This is a genomic window from Psychrobacter sp. H25, from assembly GCF_059076335.1.
This window is the reverse complement of the sequence record NZ_JCACRV010000001.1, coordinates 1,834,606-1,855,268: the sequence shown is the minus strand read 5'-3', so window position 1 is coordinate 1,855,268 and position 20,663 is coordinate 1,834,606. Positions and strand designations below refer to the sequence as shown.

Sequence of the window (20,663 nt, the reverse complement as noted above, 5' to 3'; positions counted from 1 at the left end):
GGAAATACGCTTGCACTACATTGATAGCAAATCGTCGCGACTCGACAAAAAATACAAACGCTCAAAGACCAAGTTGACTACCAGACATAGCATGAGATTGAGCCTGTCAGCGATCTTACTAGTGACGGCGACAGGTGCTCATAGCAATGATACCCAAGCGCTGTCATTTGGTGAGTACGCGGGGCAAACAATAGACTCACAGGCATTAGAACTACCCAATTTGCGTGGGCAAGGACTAAGCTTTTCTGAGCAGTATCAAAACAAAATGCTTGGGGAATGGTCGCTACAGAATATTAATGGCCGTGTCAAAATGGAGCACGATCCATGGGTACAAGAAACGGTAAAAGACATGACGTGGCGACTGAACGCCCAAGCACGTCAGCAAGCACCGCTTGGTTTGGTGATTCTTGATAATCCTAGTATCAATGCTTTTGCGGCACCTGGCGGGGTCATAGGTATCAACACAGGGACGATACTGGCTGCTAACAGTATGGATGAGCTGGCAAGTGTCATAGCCCATGAAGTAGCGCACATCAGCCAACGTCACTATGAGCACGGCGCAGACGAGCGCAAAAAAGCGTTGCTGATGCAAATAGGGGGCATGCTGGCTGCGATTGCTGCATCAGCCGTCGATGGCGATGCCGCCGCGGCTGTCATGGCGGGTAGCCAGACAGCATCTATGAATAGCAGTATGGCGTTTAGTCGAAATAACGAGCGCGAGGCCGATCGAGTAGGGATGCAAATTATGACCCAAGCGGGCTATGACCCTCGAGCGATGCCGCGGTTTTTTGCCACGATGAATCAGCAAAGCCAGCTCAATCAGGTTGAAAATCGGTTCTTGCCCAGCTTTGTGCGCTCGCATCCGCTCAGTGGTGAACGCTTAAGTGAGTCGCAGAGCCGTGCTGGGCAGTATCCTACGTTATCACTGAGTCAGCAGCAGCGCCATCAGGCATTGTTTGATCTGCTCTATTGGCGTGTACAAAGTACTGGCAAGCATGCCTCTGAAGTGACGCTCACAACCGCTGCCAAAAACAGTCTGGGTGCCAAGCTGGCATTGATGAGGTGGTATGGCGAGCAGCAGCGCTTTCAAGAGGCTAATAAGGTGTTGGCTGAAATAAATAAACTCCCTGTGCTTCAGCGCCAACAACTCGAGCCTTTACTATCGATTGCTCATAGTGAGCTACTCAGTGAGCAAGGCAAATGGCAGCAAGCTGTAGATGTTTTAGAGAGCCAGCAGCGACTCTATCCTGAGCGCCGTGATCTGCGTCTTTATTTGGCAGAAGCACTCACCAACAGCAATCAACCTACACAAGCACAAGCATTGCTAAAACCACTTACAACGCAGCAACCAAGCGATCGTTATGCGTGGCAAAGCCTACAGCTGGCTAATGAAAAGCTTGCTAAAACCACAACGTCATCGACACTGGCAAACATTGCGACAATCAACGCATTGCGCTATCGCAGTTATGATCAGTTGTGGAATGGACGTTATGAGAGTGCACTCACCTCACTGACGCAAGCCAAGCAGTTGACTGAGAATTTGCAAACCACAGCGCAAGCCAATAGTGCGCGTCCGTTACTGGCCAATATCAATGCAGAAATCAAAGCAATAAAAACCGCCAAAGACTTTGAGCCTTAGGCGGTTTTGGTTGTGTCAGATCATGTTTGCATGAACCTACGTTTCATACTTATTAGCAACGCTCATAGTTCAAGCAAAGCTCTAGCCTTGTAACGTCTCTTTGACCATCTTAGAGATTAGGGCAGGATCAGCACGACCAGCGGTTTTGTTCTTTAACACACCCATCACGCTACCCATATCGCGCATAGAGGTGGCACCTTGCTCTTTGATTTCAGCATTGACCAACACCATGATCTCATCATGACTCATTTGCTGCGGCATAAACTCATTGATAAGATCAATCTCAAACTGCTCTTTTGCCGCTAAATCATCACGGCCATTTTCTGTAAAAATAGTGAGCGACTCTTGACGTTGTTTTAGCTGCTTTTGCAGTACTTCTAGTACTTGTGCGTCATCGAGCTCTGTTTGACGATCGATCTCGATCTGTTTAACTACTGATTGTACGTTGCGTAGTACTTTAACGCGCTCAAGCTCACGCGCTTTCATAGAAGTTTTGATACTGTCTGACAAAGTCTGTTTAAGTTGGCTCACTGCTATTATCCTTATTGATTTGTTAACTGCTGTTTATTAGATAGTGTTTAATTAAATTTTGGGGTAAAACCTGCTGATAGCGGGCTTTGATAAAAAGTGGCGTCAGCAGTAATAACAAAAATTGTAGCATAAAAAACGCCACTGATATCGATGGATAACAGTGGCGTTAGTGTAGCGCTTGTACTTAACTAATCAGATTATTGATTAGTACATACGAGTGGTACGAATAGTTTCGCGTTGTAACTTCTTCTTATAACGCTTTACGGCAGCAGCTTTTTTGCGCTTACGTACTTGCGTTGGTTTTTCATAAAACTCACGCTTACGTACGTCTGATAATACACCAGCTTTTTCACAAGAACGTTTGAAACGACGGATAGCGATGTCAACTGGTTCGTTTTCTTTAACCTTAACTGCAGGCATGAAGACTCCTCGATTAGGATGAGATATAAGGGCATTAGTTTGGCTGTGTGTTAGTATTTAGCCGTAATATCTCAAGATTACTGGCATCAGCTCAAACTAGGACAATTCTCACGCATAAGTGTGAGGGCAAGTATTTTAATAAAAAATACCAACAAAGTCAATGGTTTTAACGATTTATTGCTTATCAGCTATTTATAATTTCATATATGTTCTTTATATAAGCCAGTCTATAAGATTCGCTGCTTTAATTTATTGTGCTCATAGACAAAAACTCTTTAGAAATAAAAAGTCCTTACGGTCTATAACGGTTTGGTAGGAGTTTATGCTATGATAATTTCCATATTGTAGTCAGCATATAAACCGTTTTGTGTGTATTTTATTGAGGATTTGGCATGAAAAAGACAGCATTGAGCATGGCGTTTGTTCTAGCGTTAGGTGCAGGCGTGAGCGCTTGTAGTGGCGGTGAAGAGCACGAAGAAGTACTAGCAATCGATCGCGTTGATGAAGCTGCTGAGCTTGCAATCAAAAATGGACCACCTGCTCAAGAGATGGAGTTCCCAGAAACGGCACCAATGCCAGCGACTGATGCAGCTACGACAGACGCTGATGGGACTGCCACTACCGAAGCGGCAATGGCTGACGCTGATATGGCAGAAGCGGCGACTACAGATGGCACTGATACCGAAGCGGCACCTACTGAGGAAAGTGCTGATATGGCAACGGAAGACGCAGCAGCAACACCTGCTGAATAAGCCAATTAAAAGGTCAGGTCATGATTGAGATACAGCAGCATATAAATAAGCTGAGCTTGTCTGCAATTAGTATAAGCATGTTATTGGCATTAAGCGCTTGTAGTAGTGACAACGAGACGGCAGCACCAGTAGAGCCTGACGCTACCGAAGCAACAGTGGCAGCCGATGCACCAGTCATTGATACCACTAGCGAGATTGACGCTACAGAACAGACGATAACAGCAGAAACTGATGTTGCTGCTGAGCCAGAAGTGTTAACTGCAAATGCTGGTAGCGCGCTGTACGAATCAAATTGCAAGGTTTGTCATACTGCTGGGTTACTTAATGCGCCAAAATATGGCGATAAAGCAGCTTGGACGGCTCGTTTGACCAAAGATAAAGAAGTGCTATATATGCACTCGGTCAAAGGTTTTAATAAAATGCCGGCTCAAGCGGTAGATGGTGTGACTGAGGAACAAGTCAAAGCGGCTGTTGATTATATGCTCGCGTCAGTAAGCTGATACGGTGGATATAGCATATATCAGCCATTGAAATTTGTTAAAATGACCGTCATTGTGACTGACAATGGCGGTTTTTTTATGCCCATTTTTATTCATATCACTCTCAGACGTTCGACTGGCTGTGTGTCACTTATCTTATTTGCTATTGACAGCTTTAGAGTGATATAAAACCAAAGCGGTATAAGACAAAGACGCGACGAAAAGTAGTCCGAAAATAAAAGCATAAAGGCAAAAGTATGAAGGTATTGGGTTTAGAGACCTCTTGTGATGAGACGGGGCTAGCGATTTTTGATAGCGAGCAGATCAATAGTGACAATCAAGGCTTGGTCGGGCAAGTGCTGTACTCGCAAATTGAGCTGCATGCGCTCTATGGCGGCGTTGTACCTGAGCTTGCCAGTCGCGATCATATTCGTAAACTGGTGCCATTGCTCAACGAGCTGCTTGAGCAATGCAATATGAGCAAAAGCGATATTGATGCGATTGCCTATACCAAAGGGCCAGGGCTGATCGGTGCACTAATGACGGGTGCGTTGTTTGGGCGTAGCTTGGCATATGGTTTGGATATTCCCGCTATTGGTATTCATCATATGGAAGGGCATTTACTTGCGCCGCTGATGGGTGCCAATCCACCCGCTTTTCCGTTTGTCTCCTTACTGGTATCTGGTGGTCACACGTTACTTATTGCCGCTCATGGTGTGGGGCAGTATGAGATCTTGGGTGAGTCGATCGATGATGCAGCGGGAGAGTGCTTTGACAAAGCCGCCAAAATGCTAGGTCTACCTTATCCGGGTGGTCCTAATATTGCCAAGCTGGCAGAAACAGGTAACCCTGATGCTTATGCACTGCCAAGACCGATGCTCCATCGAGGTCTAGACTTTTCATTTAGCGGTATGAAAACAGCGGTACATAATTTGATTAAAGACACACCACTGTCTGGTGGTTCAGGCAATAGTACTGATAGTGATCCACAAGTCCGTGCCGATATCGCCGCTAGTTTTCAGCATGCGGTAGTCGATACACTGGTAAAAAAATGCGTTAAGGCACTTAAGCAAGCAGATATGAGCCGTCTGGTTATTGCAGGCGGCGTCAGCGCCAACACCCATTTGCGTGAGATGCTAGAAGCTGAGTTGGCTAAGATCAATGCAACCGTCCATTATGCACCGCCTGCGCTTTGTACGGATAATGGGGCAATGATTGCTTATGCAGGGTTTGAGCGTCTGCAAGCTGGTCAAGCAGATGACCTAGCGGTTAGCTGTATTCCGCGCTGGCCGATGACAGAGTTGCCAGCTGTATAGTTGAGTATTTAGTCCAACACGCTTACATGAATTAAGGACAGTCTATGCAGTGGCTTGCTATCGGTTTGGGAGCAGCGTTCGGTGCTTGTCTGCGAGCATGGCTATCTCGCTTCAACGCCCTGCATGGTTGGATACCACTCGGTACGCTGGGTGCCAATATTTTGGGCGGACTATTAATTGGGCTTGCGCTAGTATGGTTTGAGCGTATGGGTAGCAATTTATCCGATCATGTACGCGTGTTTGTGATAACTGGCTTTTTGGGTGGATTGACGACTTTTAGTACGTTTAGTGCAGAGGTGTTTGGCTTTATCCATGACGGGCGGCTGCTGGCAGGCTTAGCGCTCATCGGTTTGCATGTGGGGCTGACATTATTGGCAACCGCGCTTGGCTTTTATTTCTTTAAGTTGGTTTTGTAGTCATTAGTAGATATTAATCGTTTAATGGTCTGTTATAAGTGGTTCAATCATATTAGTCTGTTTTAAGTGGTCTGTTAATAGGTTTGAAGGGTGAAATAGCTGGTTCTGTTGGGGTATAGTCAAAGTTTCTTGCTATATCTTTTGATGAGTTGAACCCAAAATACATGCTTTGATTTAGACGTAATAAATTAGACAGTGCAGTTAATTTCGAGCTTAACTTGTGACTTTTTCAAGAGGCATAGTCTTCAACTCTATTGTTTTGCATTCAAAAACTATTTCTGTATCACCTAATAAAAATAGTGAATGTATAGTATTATTATCAGGCGTTACGTCTACTTCATGTGCCATTATAGTCATTGGTAATATTTGACAATTAATATCAACATTTATAATATCAGAATAGATGATTTCTATTAAATCTTTGCCATATCTTTGCTCGATCTTCAACGATATTTTATCGTGTTCTAAATCATAATAAATCGCCTTAATTATACCTTTATTAAGCGTCTTCTCTATATCGTCTATTCCGTTTAAATCACTTGATAAAATCGGGCTCAAATCTTTCCTACGTTTAAGTATCTTAGGTACTACTTCATCATAGTAGTACGTAAAATACCAAGTATGCTCTCCATAAGAATTTACAAAGTGTTTGATATGTTTCATTATAACTGTCCTTACATCTGACCCTACCGTTAATCTCGTAGGAATTAACTTGGAAAATTTCTATCATATAGTTCGATGCCTGTATAGCGCACCGATCACGTATAGAATACGCAGATAAACCCTAAAAAAACGTACTCATTCTTAAGCCGGAGGGAGTACTTTCAATTACATTATTGTTTTTTGGGATGAATATCCATGTATCAAAACTTACAGCTGTAACGTCGTCAAAAGCATTTACTATCCTTTCAACAGTAGTCTCTAGAATCGGGTGTGCTGCATCATTCCAGATAATAAAACAGTTATCTGCTAGTGTGAGATTTATTTGATTTTTAATTTCTTCTATACAGTTTAGCAGCACTTTTTTATCAACCTTGTTCCAGTCAATTCCTCCGTTACCACTAGTTCGTATCGGAAATGAGCTAACAAACTGACTCATTACTTTCCTAGACTCTTCATCTGCTAACACTCTAACTTCTTTAAGAGCAACTGAAGCTTCATCGAATAAAACGTTCATACAAATGGCCTGTTAAATTGTCTAAGATACTTAAGAACAATTCGATTGAATCTTGAAAAACTCACTTCGTGTACATTACCAAGTACATCGTGACTACCTAAATAAATCAAGATACTGATACCATTAGCCTGAAGCTTAGTGTTCAAGTCCTCACTAGGGAACCATTATTTACCATAACATTCACTACGATATGAAGAGGTAATTAATATTTTATAACTATAAGAAAGTAATTAGTAATGAAACTACAACGGCTTAATAATCCCTTCCAGTAAATTGGCAAATCCTTGCATATAAGCAATATCTTGACTAGAAGTACGTGTCGCTGCGTATAGCTGGCAATGCACGCCACTGCCAAGCGGTCGTGAGACGACCCAGCCTTTTTTCTCATATTCAGTCACCACCCAGTCGGGTAGTGCCGCTACGCCGCGCTCGCTCGCCACCAGCTGAATCAGCATAGCAGTCAGCTCTGTGGTACGAACACGCTCAAAGCTCACTTGTGCTGGCGTCATAAAGTTGGCAATGATATCGAGACGTTTTGCTTCTACGGGATAGGCAATAAGCGTCTCATTGGTCAAATCATTGGGTTCAATAAACTTCTGCGCTGCCAAATCATGTGTCGGCGACAACACCAAGCGACTCTCATACTCAAACAATGGCTGATAACTGATACCGTCGAGCGGCAAATCGCTGGTGGTAATGAGCAGGTCAATATCGCCTTCCATCAGCAGATGATGCGGCTCAGGCTCAAACCCTGTGGCAAAGTCTAGCTCGACATCTGACCATTCACGGCGATAGTGGTTGAGTATCGGCATAAGCCAATCAAAACAACTGTGGCACTCTGATGCTAGTCGCAATCGTCCTGCTTGACCGTGTGCTAAGCGTTTGAGGTTAGATTTGGTACGGGTCACTTGCGGCAGGATGCTGTCTGCTAATGCTAAGACAGTTTTGCCCGCTGGCGTGAAGCTCAGCGGACGAGTGCGACGATTGACTAAGCTGATATCGTAATAGTTCTCAAGCTCTTTTAGTTGATGAGAAACGGCAGAGGCGGTGACGTGTAGCTCGTCTGCTGCTGCCGCAAGTGAACCATGCGCACGCAGCGCGGTTAATGTATTAAGATGACGTAACTCAAGCATGATATTACCCAACCGCTACCGTGAGAAAAATTCATTATAGTCAATATAGCGCTGACTTTCACTCATAGTCCATCATTAATGAGTAGTTAATGAGCAATTAACAAGCAATCAACATTTAGCGCTTACGTAATAACAGCTGTGAGATAACCACTAATACTAGTGAAGCAACCAGCAATAAGGTACCAATCGCATTGACCTCTGGCTTGAGACCGACCCGCACCATAGAATAAATACGTAGCGGTAAAATCTCATAGCTAGGCCCAGTGACGAAAGTCGATACCACCACATCATCGAGCGATAAGGTAAAAGCAAGTAACCAACCTGCCATAACCGCTGGTAGAATAACGGGAATGAGCACTGTACGTACCATCGTAGATTCGCTAGCGCCCAAATCACGTGCCGCTTCCATCAAGCGCTCATCTAAGCTGCTCAGTCGTGCAAAAACGGTAATCACAACGAAGGGTAGGCAAAAGGTAATGTGCGCCAACAATAGTGAGACAAAGCCTAACTGTAGACCGATCAACAAAAACAGTGCCAATAACGAGATAGCCAATACAATCTCAGGTGACATCATCAGTACAAACAGTAGCCCATTTAGCAAGCCTTTACCGCGAAAGTTATAACGGTGTAAGGCGAGGGCAGTAAGCGTACCTATCAAGGTTGAGACGGTAGCGGCCACCAGTCCTAGTACAATAGAATGCCAAAACGCATCGAGCATCGCCTGGTTGTTAAATAGCGACTCGTACCACTTCAAGCTAAAGCCGCCCCAGTTATAGCCGATTTTTGACTTATTAAATGACATCACTACCAAGACAATGATAGGTAGATATAACAAGGTATAAATAAGTCCGAGATAGCCTTTGGCGGCGATACTGCCAATCTTCAGCTTACGAGTTGTTTTGTTCGGTGAGCTATAAGACATTAGGCCACCTCATTAAAATCAGTTTTGCCAATACGGCGGCTACTAGCACGGTAGGCAAGTAATAATACCGCCATCGCCAGTGTCAATAAAACGCTGGCCGCAGCACCAAAGGGCCAGTCACGCGCATCCAAAAACTGGTTTTTGATGATATTACCGACCAGTAAGTTCCGAGAACCGCCCAAAATATCCGCCACATAAAACATACCCATCGCCGGTAAAAGCACGAGCAGCACGCCAGAGATGATACCCGGTGTCGTTAAAGGCAGTACCACATGCCAAAAAGTCTGTGTTCTTGATGCACCCAAATCCTGCGAGGCGAGCAGCATATCATTGCGTAAGTCGGTAAACACGGCATATAGCGGCAGTACCATAAACGGAAATAACAAGTAGGTTAAACCTGCAATCACCGCGCCTTGTGTATATAAAATATCGATAGGGGTATCGATCACACCGATGGCGAGTAGCGACTTATTAATCAAGCCATTGTTAGCAAACAGCAGCTTGAGCGCATACGTTCGTACCAAAGAGTTGGTCCAAAATGGCAGGATCAATAGCAGCATAAGCAGCGGTTGCCATCGTACTTTTACCCTAGATACTAGCCACGCAAAAGGATAGCCCAGTAGCAAGCAGATGATCGTTGTGATACCTGCCATCCATAATGAATGAACAAATACCTCAAAATATAACGGATCAACCATGCGCACATAGCTGTCGATGCTGACAGGCAAACTAATAAAATCGCTACTGTCTCGGGTCAAAAAGCTGACCGCGATTACCAATATATTTGGTAATAGCGCAAAAATAAGTAACCAGCCCCAAATCAGCCAGAGCGTGGCCGTACGAAACGGACTTTTGCTGCTTAAGTGGTTGCGGGCCATCAGCTACCATCCTTTTGTGCAGTCGCATTATTTACATGATCAGTATCGTCTGGCAATACCCACTCCCAGCCATCGACCCATGAGACTTTTACACCTTCGTTCAGTTTATAATCAAAGCTTGGGTCATCTTCATCAAAAAACTCAGAGGCCTTGATGATATGACCATTGGCCAATTCAATAATAGAATCTAAGGTACTGCCTTTATAGTTACTTTCGATGACGCGGCCTACTAGTCCATTATGCTCATTGTCTTTTGGATCATAGATACGCAGATCTTCAGGGCGTAGTAATAAATTGACAATGTCGCCCACTTGCACATCATTGGCAAAATTGGGTCGACGCAGATTACGCCGTGTGGTTGGTCCCTCTTGCGCCTGTGCTTCACAGACTTCGACCTCAATGCGCCCATTGGTCACGTTGCCATTGCGATCTGGCTGGTCTGGATAGACACCCTTGACTTCGGCTCTAAATAGATTGGTCTCACCGATAAATTTGGCGGTAAACAAGTTGGCGGGGGTCTCGTAAATCTCGATAGGCGTACCGATTTGTTGGAACATGCCATCTTTCATCACCGCGATACGGTCTGACATCGACAACGCTTCTTCTTGATCATGGGTCACAAACACAAAGGTAATGCCCAGCTCGCGTTGCAAGCGCTTTAGCTCAGACTGCATTTGCAACCGCAGTTTGTGATCGAGCGCGGATAATGGTTCATCAAGCAATAACAGTTTGGGTCGATTGATTACGGCGCGCGCGATTGCCACGCGCTGCTGCTGACCACCAGATAAGTCTTGTGGTTTGCGGTTGGCTAAATGCCCCAACTGCACCATGGCCAACATCTCATTCACCCGCGTTTTAATTTCATCTTTCGGTACTTTTTTTAGTGTCAGTCCATACGCGACATTTTGCGCGACGCTCATGTGTGGAAACAACGCATACTGCTGAAAGACCGTATTGATCGGACGCTTATCAGCAGGCAAGCCTGCCATTTGTACGCCATCCAAGTGTATTGCGCCTGCATTTGGCTGCTCAAAACCAGCAATCAAGCGTAGCAATGTGGTTTTGCCACATCCTGATGGGCCCAGCAGCGTCAGAAACTCGCCGTGTTTGATATCAAGGTTGATGTCTTTTAGCACTTCGGTTTGATCGTAGGTTTTTTTGAGACCCGTTATTTTCAATAGTGTCTTGTCATTATAAGGGGACGCAGAGGTTGTGCGCGTGTTTTGAGATGGGTCGGTCATAATATCTGTTCCTAAGCATCCGATATAGTAGCTGGTGCGGCCATCGAGATAGCTCGCTGTCATCAAAAAATTGGCAAGAGCGTAAGCACGATTTGATTACTGTCTGATTGTTGCCTGATTCCTGCACATTATAACAAACCCTTGATGCAAATCAGTGGAAGTTCGTTATCAGTGATGCGAGCCTTACCGCTATGACAGCGATAAACACGGCGATATTTCCAGTGATATGTGCTTTATATAATGACATTTAAACAAAGTTTTTTATCATTTTTTGGCTGTTATTCCTATACAATCACAATATGGCTGACAAACATCATACGCGTGATAAGCTGGTAGTTGTGCGTATACCCATGTTTGAATATATATGTAAAGCCACTCATAACTCTCATATTATTGATAATAAAGGATCTCTCATGCCTAACGATACACGTCCAACAACCGGTCAAGAAGCGCTTGAGCTGTTAAAAGAAGGTAACGCCCGCTACGTGGATAGTCTCACCAGTACCGATGAATATATGCAGCGCCGCCCAGAATTGGTCAAAGACCAGAATCCATTGGCCATTATTTTGGGCTGCTCTGATGCACGAGTACCTGTTGAGATTGTCTTTGATCAAGGTTTGGGAGACTTGTTTGTCATACGTGTTGCGGGCAATGTGGTGGCACCTTCACAGATAGGCTCAATCGAGTTTGCAGCAGAGGCTTTTGGTACGCAGTTGGTAGTTGTCCTTGGACACTCCCAGTGCGGTGCGGTTACCGCTTGTGTTGAGACTTTGATCAATCCTGAACAGAATTACTCGCCTAACTTACAGTCTATCGTTGATCGTATTCGTCCAAGTGTCTATAACTTACATGAATTGGCGACTGCCAATGGTCAATCTGTCGATGCAGACGAGCTGGTCGATCGCTCTATCCGTGCCAACGTACGTATGTCCGTCAGTCAGCTAAAGCATGGATCACGTGCACTAGAGGATTTGACCAATAGTGGTAAGCTGCTCGTCGTTGGGGCTGAGTATGACTTGGCAACAGGAAAGGTTAAATTCTTAGACAGCTAATATTTGCTTAAGTATGAACATACTTTGTTCATACTCTTACAAAACCCTATCATTTATTTTGCTATTTTTTATTATGATGAAAGGGATGCGCGAGTTATGACAGCCGAGTCTCGCGCAACCATAAATATATTTATTGAATTACATTAGGATAATTATGTCTACTCCCTCTAATAATAATGACTCAATCATAAACCAGCCAGCCAGCAGCGTTAGTACTGATGGCGTTCAGCCAATCTCCGCGCAAACGACAGGATTTACCTTTAACCATACGATGCTACGTGTCAAAGATCCCGCCAAATCATTAGCGTTCTACACGGGCGTTTTGGGTATGACACTGCTTGCGGTCAAAAAGTTCCCTGATATGGGATTTGATTTGTATTTCTTGGCAAAATTGACCGAGAGCGAGCGTGAAAACTTGCCAACTGGCGACGATTTAGAAATCTTTGCGTTTCGTCAGCGCGGTATTTTGGAGTTGACGCACAACTACGGCACCGAGACAAAGCCAGATTTTAGCTATCATGATGGTAATCAAGACCCGCAAGGTTTCGGTCATATTTGTTTTAGCGTACCGAATTTAGAAGAGGCAGTTGCTTGGTTTGATAAAAACGATGTCGAATTCAAAAAACGCCCAGAAGATGGCAGTATGAAAAACATTGCCTTTATCAAAGATGTCGATGGCTACTGGATCGAAATTGTACAAGCTGATTTGATGTCGTAATTGAGATATTGTGATTGGCAATGCAGCCAGTTATTACAGCCAGCTATTTATCCTTTTAAACACGCGCTAAAACAATAATAGGAGTAACCCTTTATGCCCATCCCTGATGTGAGCCGCATATCGAACACGCTAACCGATGGTGTGACCATCTATCAACAAGTGGTCTATACCACGCAAGATTTGGCGAGCGGCTTTATCGAGCGCATTCCATACTTTGTGGCGGCGCTTATTGTTCTGGGTATTTTTTGGCTATTGTCTATTGTATTTAAAAAAGTGGTACATAAAATACTCGGCGCGCGCGTGCGTCATCAAAACTTGGTAAAGGTGTTCCAGCGGATAGGCGGGGCACTTATTTTATTTATTGGCTTTATGATCGCCATGGTCGTTGCTATTCCAGGATTCACACCTGCTAAGCTCATCGGCGCGCTTGGTATCGGTTCGGTAGCGATTGGTTTTGCCTTCAAAGACATTTTCCAAAACCTACTCTCTGGTATTTTACTGCTGATATCAGAGCCATTTCGTATCGGCGATCAGATTGTCTCAGGGGACTATGAAGGCACGGTTGAAGATATCAAAATTCGTGCAACGACCATCAAAACGTATGATGGTAGGCAAGTGGTTATCCCAAACTCGGAGCTGTATACCTCGGCATTGACGGTCAACACCGCTTATAAACAGCGTCGTCTACAAGTGGCGGTTGGTATTGGTTATGAGGATGATATCGAAACCGCAAAAGCTGAGATTCTGCAAGCGCTAGACAAAGTCAGTAGCGTGTCAAAGAAGGCCACACCTAGCGTAATTGCGACAGGGTTCGGTGGCTCGTCTATGGATCTGATGGTACGCTGGTTCATCGAAGATGGCACCCAGGCCAACAAAGTCACCTCGATTCATCAAGTGATCGTCGAGATCAAAAACGCTCTTGATGCAGCAGACATCAATATTCCGTTCCCAATCCGTACGATAGATTTGAGCGACCCTTCAGTAAAGTCTATTGTTAAGCAAATAAATGAGCAACAAGGTGAAGACGCTAACCACACTAACGAAACCAACAAACCGGTGACCGAGTAGCTTGGCTGGTACAGAGTTCTCATTTGACTCGCTGCATCCCTCAGTGACCGATAGAAATCTCGCTGTCGGTATTATGAGGCTCGATATGGCTGGACAAGAGAGCGACGGTGCTTTCAATGATCTGACGGCGGCAGCAACGGCTACCTTTAGTCAGATCGTCCAGCAGAATCTAGCGGTACAGGTCGAATCCTTTTCTTTTGCAAGTCCTAGTCTTAACTCGAGCGAAAACGGTTATCTAGCTCTTGATTTCATTCAAATCGGTATCAATGAGAAAACCGAACGCAAACTTGCTTTTCTGCTTATCATTACGGACGTAGAAGTTGCAGCGGCGTCGATGTCCTATCTCTTGGCCCTTCCTTCACAAATCACCAATGTCGCTGTGATTTCAACGCGCCGTTTGATCGCCTACGGAGAAGATAGCACTCCTAAGCCAGCGCTACGTACCGAGCGTTTAGCCAGCCTCATGTTGCATTGTTTTGGACGGCTGCTCAATCTCAACTACGCGGACACACCAACCAATTATATGGCACGCGTCCAAGTGCCAGACGATCTTGATACCATGCGGCACTTCACAAATACACAGTATCAGCAAATGAGTAAAAACTTGCCACGAGAGGCTAATGACCGTTACTCTGAAGGCAGTAGATGTGCTTTTATTATGCGGCATGTTTTTGGTAATCTTCCACGTATTCTTCGCGGGGCTATTCGCGCCAATCCTTTGCGTATCGCTACCAAACTGCCAACCATGATCGCAACCGCGCTATCAGTGATTATTGTACTCATCTTCGGCGGCGAGACTTGGGACTTTGCAGCCTCGGTCTCTTATAATCAGCTAATGATATTTGTAGTAGCAAGTTTTTTGGCAGCCACGTTTGTACTGTACCGCGCTTTTTCCTTTCGGCTAGTATCCACGCGGCGAGGGCAGACGTCAGAGAGCTCAGTGGTCACGGCTGGAGCGACTTATGTCGCACTGATGCTGACTTTGATCTATCTTTTTTTTATGTTTGGTGTGCTCATGTATGGTGTGGTGGTCTTTGTGTTTCCAGACCCATTGATGAGTACATGGACCTCTGACAAGGATGGCGCAACCTTTGCAGCCCACATGCGTCTAGCGTCTTTTTTGGCAGCTGTAGGGATACTATCAGGCTCTCTAGGTGGATCAGCAGACTCGCGCTCTGTGGTCCGCAATGTACTGTTTGCGGCTGACGAAACTTGATTTCAAAAACGAAAAAACCACCCTATCTTGATAGGATGGTTTTTGTTTGGCTATTTTTTATGAATGGCTAGAGTTAGGGCGTGTCCCTATTTCAAAAATGGTGATAAAAATGAAATAAATCGCAGGCAAACAAGGAAGATAGTGCAGACAATATCGAGATATTGACCAGCTATTTGACGCCGTTTGTCAAAGATTTAGCCATTTTTAGCCCATTTAGTGATAAGCGTTTGAATTAGGGATACGCCCTAGTCATTCTTTGCTCTAAATTCTGTGTGGCACGATTTGCAGCTTGCCCCCACTTCACCAAAAGCAGGCTGAACGTCACTGGCACTCGTAGCTGTCTGTGCAGCAGCGCTCAGATCAGCAGTCACTTTTTGGAAATTATCTGCTTCAGCACTGAAGCCATCAGCATTTGACCAAACAGCTTCAGTCGCGTTACCCATAGATTCTTGGTTTTCAAAATGACTCCAAGGACTTGAAGCGTCTTCTGCTAAGAATGCGGCTTGTTCTTTGAACACTGCAGCATCGAATGTATCAGGCGCTTTGACCATATCACCCATGACGCCCATCGCATCGCCCCAGCTTTTCATACTATCTTGTCGTGCTTTGATATCAGAATCATCTGCTGGACTGCTACAGGCGGTTAAACCTAATGCAGCTGCCATCAAGGTGATACTGAATAAAGACTTTAAAGATTTGTTGGTGTGAACCTGTGCCATATGACTTACTCCTTTAAACTTGGCCAATCGCAGACGTCATTGTAAACGCTCACTTTGCCTAAAATATTATTATAAAAATACTGCCGAAAATTCTTTTATGTACAGTGACCGTCAAAGAACTTCTCTTATTGTAGCCGTTATCTGCAAAATGGTGATGATATAGTTGTTATATCCTCGTAAGCGTTCAGGTTATTGTGAAGATGTTTAAGACGTGTGGACTCAGTGCTCAGTTGTTTTGTTTTTATACTTTTATTTTTTGCTATAAAAACGCAATAACGTACACGATAAATGGAAATTTTTGAACGAAAAAAGTCAGCTATTGCAGCTGACTTGATGGGAGTTCTCTAAAAAACCAGAACTCCTGATAATGATGATAGCAAGTACTGACAAATACGAACTATTTATGGACCTCTAATGCCAGCCAATTACGGGGCTTCAGATAATAGTCAGTCAACTCAAACTCAGGCGTACCTTCAGCAGGCTCGAGGCGGTAGTGCCAGCTAGCAAGCGGCGGCATACTGACTAGTATAGACTCGATACGTCCGTTACTTTGCAATCCGAACAACGTCCCACGATCGTAGACAAGGTTGTATTCAACATAACGACCACGACGATAGAGCTGAAATTCACGCTGTTCATCAGTATAAGGTGTATTTTTACGCTGCTCAAAGATGGGCATGATGCCGTCAAGATAACCGTTACCAACTGCTTTCATAAAATTAAAGCAGGTCTCAAAATCCCAGCCGCGACTCTCGGTACTGACGTCATCATAGAACAGGCCACCGATACCGCGTTGTTCATCGCGATGACGCAGATGAAAATACTCATCGCACCACTGCTTAAAATCAGCATAAATATTATCACCAAATGGCGCACATAAATCATGGCACACCTGATGCCAGTGCACGCAGTCTGCCAAAACAGGATAAAAGGGGGTCAAATCAAAACCACCACCAAACCACCAAATAGGCGCTTCGCCTTCTGCTTCTGCCACAAACAGACGTACATTGGCATGGCTGGTCGGCACGTTAGGGTTTTTGGGATGGACAACCAGTGAGACGCCCATTGCTTGGGCTTTACGTCCAGCGATATTAGGATGGCGTGCCGTCGCTGAGGCTGGCAGATTGTGGACATGAATATGGCTGAACATCACGCCTGCTTTTTCGATGACCGCGCCATCGGCTAATACGCATGACCGACCGCCACCGCCTTCCGCACGCTCCCAATTATCAGGAACAAAGGTGGCATTACCGCCACCGTCACGCTCTTGCGCCTCTAGAGAGTCACAAATACGTGCCTGCAAATCAACCAAAAACTCACGCACTCGCATGATGTCGCTGTTAGTTGGCGTTGCGACTGAGGCGAGCTCGGGCAAGTCTGTCATGTTGTCTGTGTGTGAAATACTCATAAGCTGTCTATTTGTTTAGGTGTATGGCTGTATTAAAGTCTTTGTCGAGATTGAGGTCTTGATCCAGCAGATGCCCCATTCTATCGCGCTTAGTTGCTAGGTATTCAGCATTCATGTCGTTTACGCCAACGAGCATGGGCACACGTTCAACGACATCGATACCGTGCTTGGTCAGATAAGCAACCTTATTTGGGTTATTAGTGATGAGTCTCACAGCGTCAACGCCGATATGTGCCAGCATCGGCCCGCACATGTCATATATACGCGCATCAGCAGGCAACCCTAACATAAGATTGGCATCTAGCGTATCGTGTCCTTGGTCTTGCAGGGCATAAGCGCGAATCTTGTTGGTCAGACCAATACCGCGACCTTCTTGACGAAGATACAAAATTGCACCGCACCCAGCTTCTTGTATCGCTTGCATCGCGCTGTTGAGCTGCGGACCACAGTCACACTTCAATGAGCTAAAGGCATCACCCGTCAGGCATTCAGAATGAATACGAACCAGTGGAACTGGAGAGACCGAGTCAGTATTGATTGAGTGCTGTGCAGTCGTGCTGCTGGTCTCTTGATCGACCGCAGACAGGCCAGCGGTCAACATCACATGCTCTTGACCCTCGTCGTTCTCAAAGATATGAATATCGAACTCGCCGTGACGAGTTGGTAATTTGGCACTAGTGATAAATTGATATGACATTACTGTCCTGCATAAGCCTATAATCGTGGCGGTAAAGCGTCTGTGATGTCTGTACTAAAACAGCGACGATATCCTAACCTATATAATTTGGCTAAGATATTATCAGTATACCCTGTTCGTAAAGAGCGCGTGCTTATTGTATTTATTATAAAAACACACAAAGTTCACATACGACGCACGATGATTAAAGCGACAATTAAAAAAAAATGCTATTATGCCATACTATTTTGACGGATACAGTGACAAGTCTATACCCTTACATTACTATGTCGTCACTAACATCCGATATCGATGCAAACTAATAGGGCATAATAACAGTCTCTAACACAGCCCTGAATATAGTCCCTAGCGGTGAAGCACACAGTATCAACGCACCACGCAGTATCAAACACGTAGTCTTAAGGCATGATCTACTAGGGTAGTGTGCTGATGGTATACGTAGCGCAGCTATATACACGTAAAAGTTGCATGAATAATTATATGGTCGATTACATCAATAATGATGTAGATATTATTGGCGCTCCTTGGTTGTAGTCTTAACTATACTACAGGCGCGTCTTGTCAGCAGATTGGTAGGTATCGTACGGTTTATGCAGCAGTCACCTCACTCCCCAAAGTCTCAGTCCCTATCTGCATCAGTATCTGATCCTGCTGCCCAGCTATCGAGCTTACAGCAGACTTATACTGTGATTCCACGTGTACGCCCTAATACGCCATTGCTTGATTCGATAGACTCTCCCTCTGATATGAATACGTTGTCATCAGCTCAGCTAATTACGCTAGCTGATGAGCTGCGTCTTTTTTTGCTGTATTCAGCCGGTCAGAGTGGCGGGCATTTTGGCGCCAACTTGGGCGTGATTGAGCTGACCATCGTATTGCATTATTTGCTTGATATGCCGCAAGATCAGATTGTATGGGATGTGGGTCATCAAGCCTATGCGCACAAAGTATTGACTGGTCGCCGTGATCAGTTGGCGACCATTAGATCTAAAGATGGTCTGACGGCATTTCCTGAGCGCGCTGAGTCTGTTTACGATACTTTTGGTGTGGGGCATTCATCGACTTCTATCTCAGCAGGTCTGGGCATGAGTCTAGCGTTACGTTATCAAGGCCGAGCACAAACGGTTGCTTGCATTATTGGTGACGGGGCAATGACAGGCGGTATGGCGTTTGAGGCGATGAACGATGCCGTACAACAAGACGCTGATCTACTGGTTATCTTAAATGATAACGACATGTCGATATCTTGCTCTATTGGTGGCTTTTCACGACATTTAGCAATGCTGTGGGAGTCAGGCTATCAAGTCGATATATCTGAGACGGGCGAGCCGATGCTGTGTAAGCGCCCTGATATGCAAGCATTTGATCGCCGTAAACGTCACAAAGAGATGCGTGACGTACCGATGCTAGAAGACAACTTATTTAAAGCCATTGGTTTTACCTATTTTGGTCCATTCGATGGGCATGATATTCCTGAGCTATTGCGTGTATTGTCACTGGCGAAGCAAGTAAAAGGCCCAGTATTAGTGCATATATATACCACCAAGGGCAAAGGCTTTGCGCCAGCAGAATTAGATCCAGTTGGCTATCATGCGATTAGTAAGCTACCTGCTGAAAGTCATAATGAAATCTCGAATGAATCTATAGAACCAATTAAACCAGATACAAAACCTGCGCTGAAGTACTCGCAAGTATTTGGCAAGTTTTTATGTGATAAAGCGGACGAGGACGATAAGCTGTTAGCAATTACGCCTGCTATGGAAGAAGGCTCAGGGATGATTGACTTTGCTCGTCATTTCCCAGAGCGTTTTTTCGATGTGGCTATCGCTGAGCAACATGCGGTCACACTAGCCGCGGGTATGGCAACCCAAGGCGTTAAACCCATTGTCGCGATCTACTCAACGTTTTTGCAGCGCGGTTATGACCAGCTGATTCATGACGTGGCTTTGCAAAATCTTGATGTGATGTTTGCCATCGATCGAGCAGGGTTAGTGGGTGAAGACGGCGCCACACACGCTGGCGTGTTCGATTTTGGGTTTTTGCGTGGTATTCCTAATGTCATCATTGCAGCACCAAAAGATGAGAACGAGTGCTACCATCTACTCAATACCTGTTATGAATACCAAGGCTGCACGGCTGTACGCTATCCGCGTGGCACGGGTACTGGGGCTGCTATTGAGCAACCGGCACAGACTTATAAAATTGGTGAAGCGGTTGTCGATTCAGTCATTGGCAGCGATGGCGCGCCTCATAAGCTTGCGTTACTGGCATTTGGTACGATGGTGGCAACAGCACAGCAAGCAGCTGATAGCCTAGTCACTGATACTACGCTTGAGTGTCAGGTACACGTGATCAATATGCGCTGGGTAAAACCTCTAGATACGGCAATGATTGAAAGATTATTGACGCAAGGGGTGACTCATATTGCAACGCTAGAAGAGCACATGATTATGGGCGGCGCAGGTAGCGCGGTAAATGAGTATTTACTCAATGAATCTACAGCCTTCAAACGTCAGCGTCCATCAGTTAGTAATATAGGTATTTCTGATCGCTTTATCGCTCATGGCTCACAAATAGAGCAATTGGCAGACTGTGGTCTAGACGTCGCTGGTGTGATAGGGCAGCTCAAGCAGCTCTTGTCATAGCACGGATTATTTCATTCTATGATTGTGTCACTCAATACTTTAAATATACATTGAATGATACAGATATTAGCTCTCTAAACGGAGCAAACGCCTGCTAGCCGTAGGTGCTAACTTTTTTACAACTTGCGCAGTGTCTGTGACTACCAAAACATTGGTATCGTCAGCGTAATGGTTTTTTCGTTTTTATCTAACAATTTTAGTATAATGTGATTGTCGTTTATAAGTTTTCATTTATA

At 45.0% G+C, this 20,663-nt stretch carries 21 protein-coding genes; 10 read left to right on the top strand and 11 right to left on the bottom strand.

Going from position 1 to position 20,663, the window contains the following annotated elements:
* Positions 1 to 91: 91 nt before the first annotated feature.
* Entirely contained in the window at positions 92 to 1,639 is a 1,548-nt protein-coding gene (locus AC5JPO_RS07460; RefSeq protein ID WP_493853701.1) for a M48 family metalloprotease, read from the top strand.
* A gap of 81 nt (positions 1,640 to 1,720) precedes the next feature.
* Here AC5JPO_RS07460 and AC5JPO_RS07455 read toward each other — a convergent pair whose 3' ends face one another.
* Positions 1,721 to 2,170 carry a GatB/YqeY domain-containing protein gene (locus AC5JPO_RS07455; protein WP_443525265.1) on the bottom strand — a complete coding sequence of 150 codons (450 nt, stop codon included), beginning with the start codon at positions 2,168 to 2,170 and terminating at the stop codon, positions 1,721 to 1,723.
* Positions 2,171 to 2,374: 204 nt separating this feature from the next.
* Positions 2,375 to 2,590, bottom strand: a complete 216-nt coding sequence (gene rpsU, locus AC5JPO_RS07450; RefSeq protein WP_110921885.1) for a 30S ribosomal protein S21 — start codon at positions 2,588 to 2,590, stop codon at positions 2,375 to 2,377.
* Positions 2,591 to 2,982: 392 nt separating this feature from the next.
* Here rpsU and AC5JPO_RS07445 point away from each other — a divergent pair, with 392 nt between their 5' ends.
* The 4 genes from AC5JPO_RS07445 (at position 2,983) to crcB (ending at position 5,553) form a co-directional block, all read left to right on the top strand.
* Complete coding sequence (locus AC5JPO_RS07445) at positions 2,983 to 3,342, top strand: hypothetical protein (RefSeq protein WP_493853700.1); 360 nt, start codon at positions 2,983 to 2,985, stop codon at positions 3,340 to 3,342.
* Positions 3,343 to 3,362: 20 nt separating this feature from the next.
* The gene (locus AC5JPO_RS07440; RefSeq protein ID WP_493853699.1) at positions 3,363 to 3,842 is read left to right on the top strand and encodes a c-type cytochrome; all 480 of its coding nucleotides are present in this window, start codon (positions 3,363 to 3,365) and stop codon (positions 3,840 to 3,842) included.
* Positions 3,843 to 4,078: 236 nt separating this feature from the next.
* On the top strand, positions 4,079 to 5,137 hold the full coding sequence (tsaD, locus tag AC5JPO_RS07435) for a tRNA (adenosine(37)-N6)-threonylcarbamoyltransferase complex transferase subunit TsaD (protein ID WP_443525269.1): 1,059 nt from the start codon (positions 4,079 to 4,081) through the stop codon (positions 5,135 to 5,137).
* Between the two features lie 44 nt (positions 5,138 to 5,181).
* Positions 5,182 to 5,553, top strand: coding sequence for a fluoride efflux transporter CrcB (gene crcB, locus AC5JPO_RS07430; protein WP_493853698.1), 372 nt, complete (start codon positions 5,182 to 5,184; stop codon positions 5,551 to 5,553).
* A gap of 213 nt (positions 5,554 to 5,766) precedes the next feature.
* On the opposite strand, the gene AC5JPO_RS07425 is transcribed toward crcB, so the two are convergent.
* The 6 genes from AC5JPO_RS07425 to potA form a co-directional block, all read right to left on the bottom strand.
* Positions 5,767 to 6,216, bottom strand: coding sequence for a hypothetical protein (locus AC5JPO_RS07425; protein WP_493853697.1), 450 nt, complete (start codon positions 6,214 to 6,216; stop codon positions 5,767 to 5,769).
* A gap of 121 nt (positions 6,217 to 6,337) precedes the next feature.
* Positions 6,338 to 6,730 carry a CDI toxin immunity protein gene (locus tag AC5JPO_RS07420; protein WP_397476623.1) on the bottom strand — a complete coding sequence of 131 codons (393 nt, stop codon included), beginning with the start codon at positions 6,728 to 6,730 and terminating at the stop codon, positions 6,338 to 6,340.
* Between the two features lie 242 nt (positions 6,731 to 6,972).
* Positions 6,973 to 7,863 (bottom strand): LysR family transcriptional regulator, encoded by an 891-nt coding sequence (locus AC5JPO_RS07415; RefSeq protein WP_493853696.1) that lies wholly within the window; start codon positions 7,861 to 7,863, stop codon positions 6,973 to 6,975.
* Between the two features lie 115 nt (positions 7,864 to 7,978).
* Positions 7,979 to 8,785, bottom strand: a complete 807-nt coding sequence (gene potC, locus AC5JPO_RS07410) for a spermidine/putrescine ABC transporter permease PotC (protein WP_319051181.1) — start codon at positions 8,783 to 8,785, stop codon at positions 7,979 to 7,981.
* Positions 8,785 to 9,663: a spermidine/putrescine ABC transporter permease PotB gene (gene potB / locus AC5JPO_RS07405; RefSeq protein ID WP_493853695.1), complete on the bottom strand. Its 879-nt coding sequence runs from the start codon at positions 9,661 to 9,663 to the stop codon at positions 8,785 to 8,787. Before potB ends, potC begins: the two co-directional genes overlap by 1 nt.
* On the bottom strand, positions 9,663 to 10,904 hold the full coding sequence (gene potA, locus AC5JPO_RS07400; RefSeq protein ID WP_493853694.1) for a spermidine/putrescine ABC transporter ATP-binding protein PotA: 1,242 nt from the start codon (positions 10,902 to 10,904) through the stop codon (positions 9,663 to 9,665). The genes potB and potA overlap by 1 nt, the downstream gene beginning before the upstream one ends.
* Positions 10,905 to 11,317: 413 nt before the next feature.
* On the opposite strand from potA, the gene AC5JPO_RS07395 reads away from it, so the two are divergent.
* The 4 genes from AC5JPO_RS07395 (at position 11,318) to AC5JPO_RS07380 (ending at position 14,958) form a co-directional block, all read left to right on the top strand.
* On the top strand, positions 11,318 to 11,956 hold the full coding sequence (locus AC5JPO_RS07395; protein ID WP_319051178.1) for a carbonic anhydrase: 639 nt from the start codon (positions 11,318 to 11,320) through the stop codon (positions 11,954 to 11,956).
* A gap of 154 nt (positions 11,957 to 12,110) precedes the next feature.
* On the top strand, positions 12,111 to 12,674 hold the full coding sequence (gloA, locus tag AC5JPO_RS07390) for a lactoylglutathione lyase (RefSeq protein WP_493853693.1): 564 nt from the start codon (positions 12,111 to 12,113) through the stop codon (positions 12,672 to 12,674).
* Positions 12,675 to 12,767: 93 nt separating this feature from the next.
* Positions 12,768 to 13,742, top strand: coding sequence for a mechanosensitive ion channel family protein (locus AC5JPO_RS07385; protein WP_493853692.1), 975 nt, complete (start codon positions 12,768 to 12,770; stop codon positions 13,740 to 13,742).
* 85 nt (positions 13,743 to 13,827) lie between these two features.
* Positions 13,828 to 14,958, top strand: coding sequence for a hypothetical protein (locus AC5JPO_RS07380; protein ID WP_493853691.1), 1,131 nt, complete (start codon positions 13,828 to 13,830; stop codon positions 14,956 to 14,958).
* Positions 14,959 to 15,203: 245 nt separating this feature from the next.
* Here the strand turns inward: AC5JPO_RS07380 and AC5JPO_RS07375 are convergent, their stop codons facing one another.
* The 3 genes from AC5JPO_RS07375 to ribA form a co-directional block, all read right to left on the bottom strand.
* Complete coding sequence (locus AC5JPO_RS07375; protein WP_319051174.1) at positions 15,204 to 15,677, bottom strand: c-type cytochrome; 474 nt, start codon at positions 15,675 to 15,677, stop codon at positions 15,204 to 15,206.
* Positions 15,678 to 16,074: 397 nt separating this feature from the next.
* Complete coding sequence (hemF, locus tag AC5JPO_RS07370) at positions 16,075 to 17,061, bottom strand: oxygen-dependent coproporphyrinogen oxidase (protein WP_493854023.1); 987 nt, start codon at positions 17,059 to 17,061, stop codon at positions 16,075 to 16,077.
* A gap of 31 nt (positions 17,062 to 17,092) precedes the next feature.
* Positions 17,093 to 17,782 (bottom strand): GTP cyclohydrolase II, encoded by a 690-nt coding sequence (gene ribA / locus AC5JPO_RS07365; protein ID WP_493853690.1) that lies wholly within the window; start codon positions 17,780 to 17,782, stop codon positions 17,093 to 17,095.
* Positions 17,783 to 18,372: 590 nt separating this feature from the next.
* Between ribA and dxs the strand changes: the two genes are divergently transcribed.
* Positions 18,373 to 20,427 carry a 1-deoxy-D-xylulose-5-phosphate synthase gene (gene dxs, locus AC5JPO_RS07360; RefSeq protein WP_493853689.1) on the top strand — a complete coding sequence of 685 codons (2,055 nt, stop codon included), beginning with the start codon at positions 18,373 to 18,375 and terminating at the stop codon, positions 20,425 to 20,427.
* The last annotated feature ends 236 nt before the right edge of the window (positions 20,428 to 20,663 follow it).

What these genes read in the sequence shown, in the direction of transcription:
- AC5JPO_RS07460 (WP_493853701.1), top strand. Translation starts at nt 92, where the DNA reads ATGAGATTGAGCCTGTCAGCGATCTTACTAGTGACGGCGACAGGTGCT.
- rpsU (WP_110921885.1), bottom strand. Translation starts at nt 2,590, where the DNA reads ATGCCTGCAGTTAAGGTTAAAGAAAACGAACCAGTTGACATCGCTATC.
- AC5JPO_RS07445 (WP_493853700.1), top strand. Translation starts at nt 2,983, where the DNA reads ATGAAAAAGACAGCATTGAGCATGGCGTTTGTTCTAGCGTTAGGTGCA.
- AC5JPO_RS07440 (WP_493853699.1), top strand. Translation starts at nt 3,363, where the DNA reads ATGATTGAGATACAGCAGCATATAAATAAGCTGAGCTTGTCTGCAATT.
- tsaD (WP_443525269.1), top strand. Translation starts at nt 4,079, where the DNA reads ATGAAGGTATTGGGTTTAGAGACCTCTTGTGATGAGACGGGGCTAGCG.
- crcB (WP_493853698.1), top strand. Translation starts at nt 5,182, where the DNA reads ATGCAGTGGCTTGCTATCGGTTTGGGAGCAGCGTTCGGTGCTTGTCTG.
- AC5JPO_RS07425 (WP_493853697.1), bottom strand. Translation starts at nt 6,216, where the DNA reads ATGAAACATATCAAACACTTTGTAAATTCTTATGGAGAGCATACTTGG.
- AC5JPO_RS07420 (WP_397476623.1), bottom strand. Translation starts at nt 6,730, where the DNA reads ATGAACGTTTTATTCGATGAAGCTTCAGTTGCTCTTAAAGAAGTTAGA.
- AC5JPO_RS07415 (WP_493853696.1), bottom strand. Translation starts at nt 7,863, where the DNA reads ATGCTTGAGTTACGTCATCTTAATACATTAACCGCGCTGCGTGCGCAT.
- potC (WP_319051181.1), bottom strand. Translation starts at nt 8,785, where the DNA reads ATGTCTTATAGCTCACCGAACAAAACAACTCGTAAGCTGAAGATTGGC.
- potB (WP_493853695.1), bottom strand. Translation starts at nt 9,663, where the DNA reads ATGGCCCGCAACCACTTAAGCAGCAAAAGTCCGTTTCGTACGGCCACG.
- potA (WP_493853694.1), bottom strand. Translation starts at nt 10,904, where the DNA reads ATGACCGACCCATCTCAAAACACGCGCACAACCTCTGCGTCCCCTTAT.
- AC5JPO_RS07395 (WP_319051178.1), top strand. Translation starts at nt 11,318, where the DNA reads ATGCCTAACGATACACGTCCAACAACCGGTCAAGAAGCGCTTGAGCTG.
- gloA (WP_493853693.1), top strand. Translation starts at nt 12,111, where the DNA reads ATGTCTACTCCCTCTAATAATAATGACTCAATCATAAACCAGCCAGCC.
- AC5JPO_RS07385 (WP_493853692.1), top strand. Translation starts at nt 12,768, where the DNA reads ATGCCCATCCCTGATGTGAGCCGCATATCGAACACGCTAACCGATGGT.
- AC5JPO_RS07380 (WP_493853691.1), top strand. Translation starts at nt 13,828, where the DNA reads ATGGCTGGACAAGAGAGCGACGGTGCTTTCAATGATCTGACGGCGGCA.
- AC5JPO_RS07375 (WP_319051174.1), bottom strand. Translation starts at nt 15,677, where the DNA reads ATGGCACAGGTTCACACCAACAAATCTTTAAAGTCTTTATTCAGTATC.
- hemF (WP_493854023.1), bottom strand. Translation starts at nt 17,061, where the DNA reads ATGACAGACTTGCCCGAGCTCGCCTCAGTCGCAACGCCAACTAACAGC.
- ribA (WP_493853690.1), bottom strand. Translation starts at nt 17,782, where the DNA reads ATGTCATATCAATTTATCACTAGTGCCAAATTACCAACTCGTCACGGC.
- dxs (WP_493853689.1), top strand. Translation starts at nt 18,373, where the DNA reads ATGCAGCAGTCACCTCACTCCCCAAAGTCTCAGTCCCTATCTGCATCA.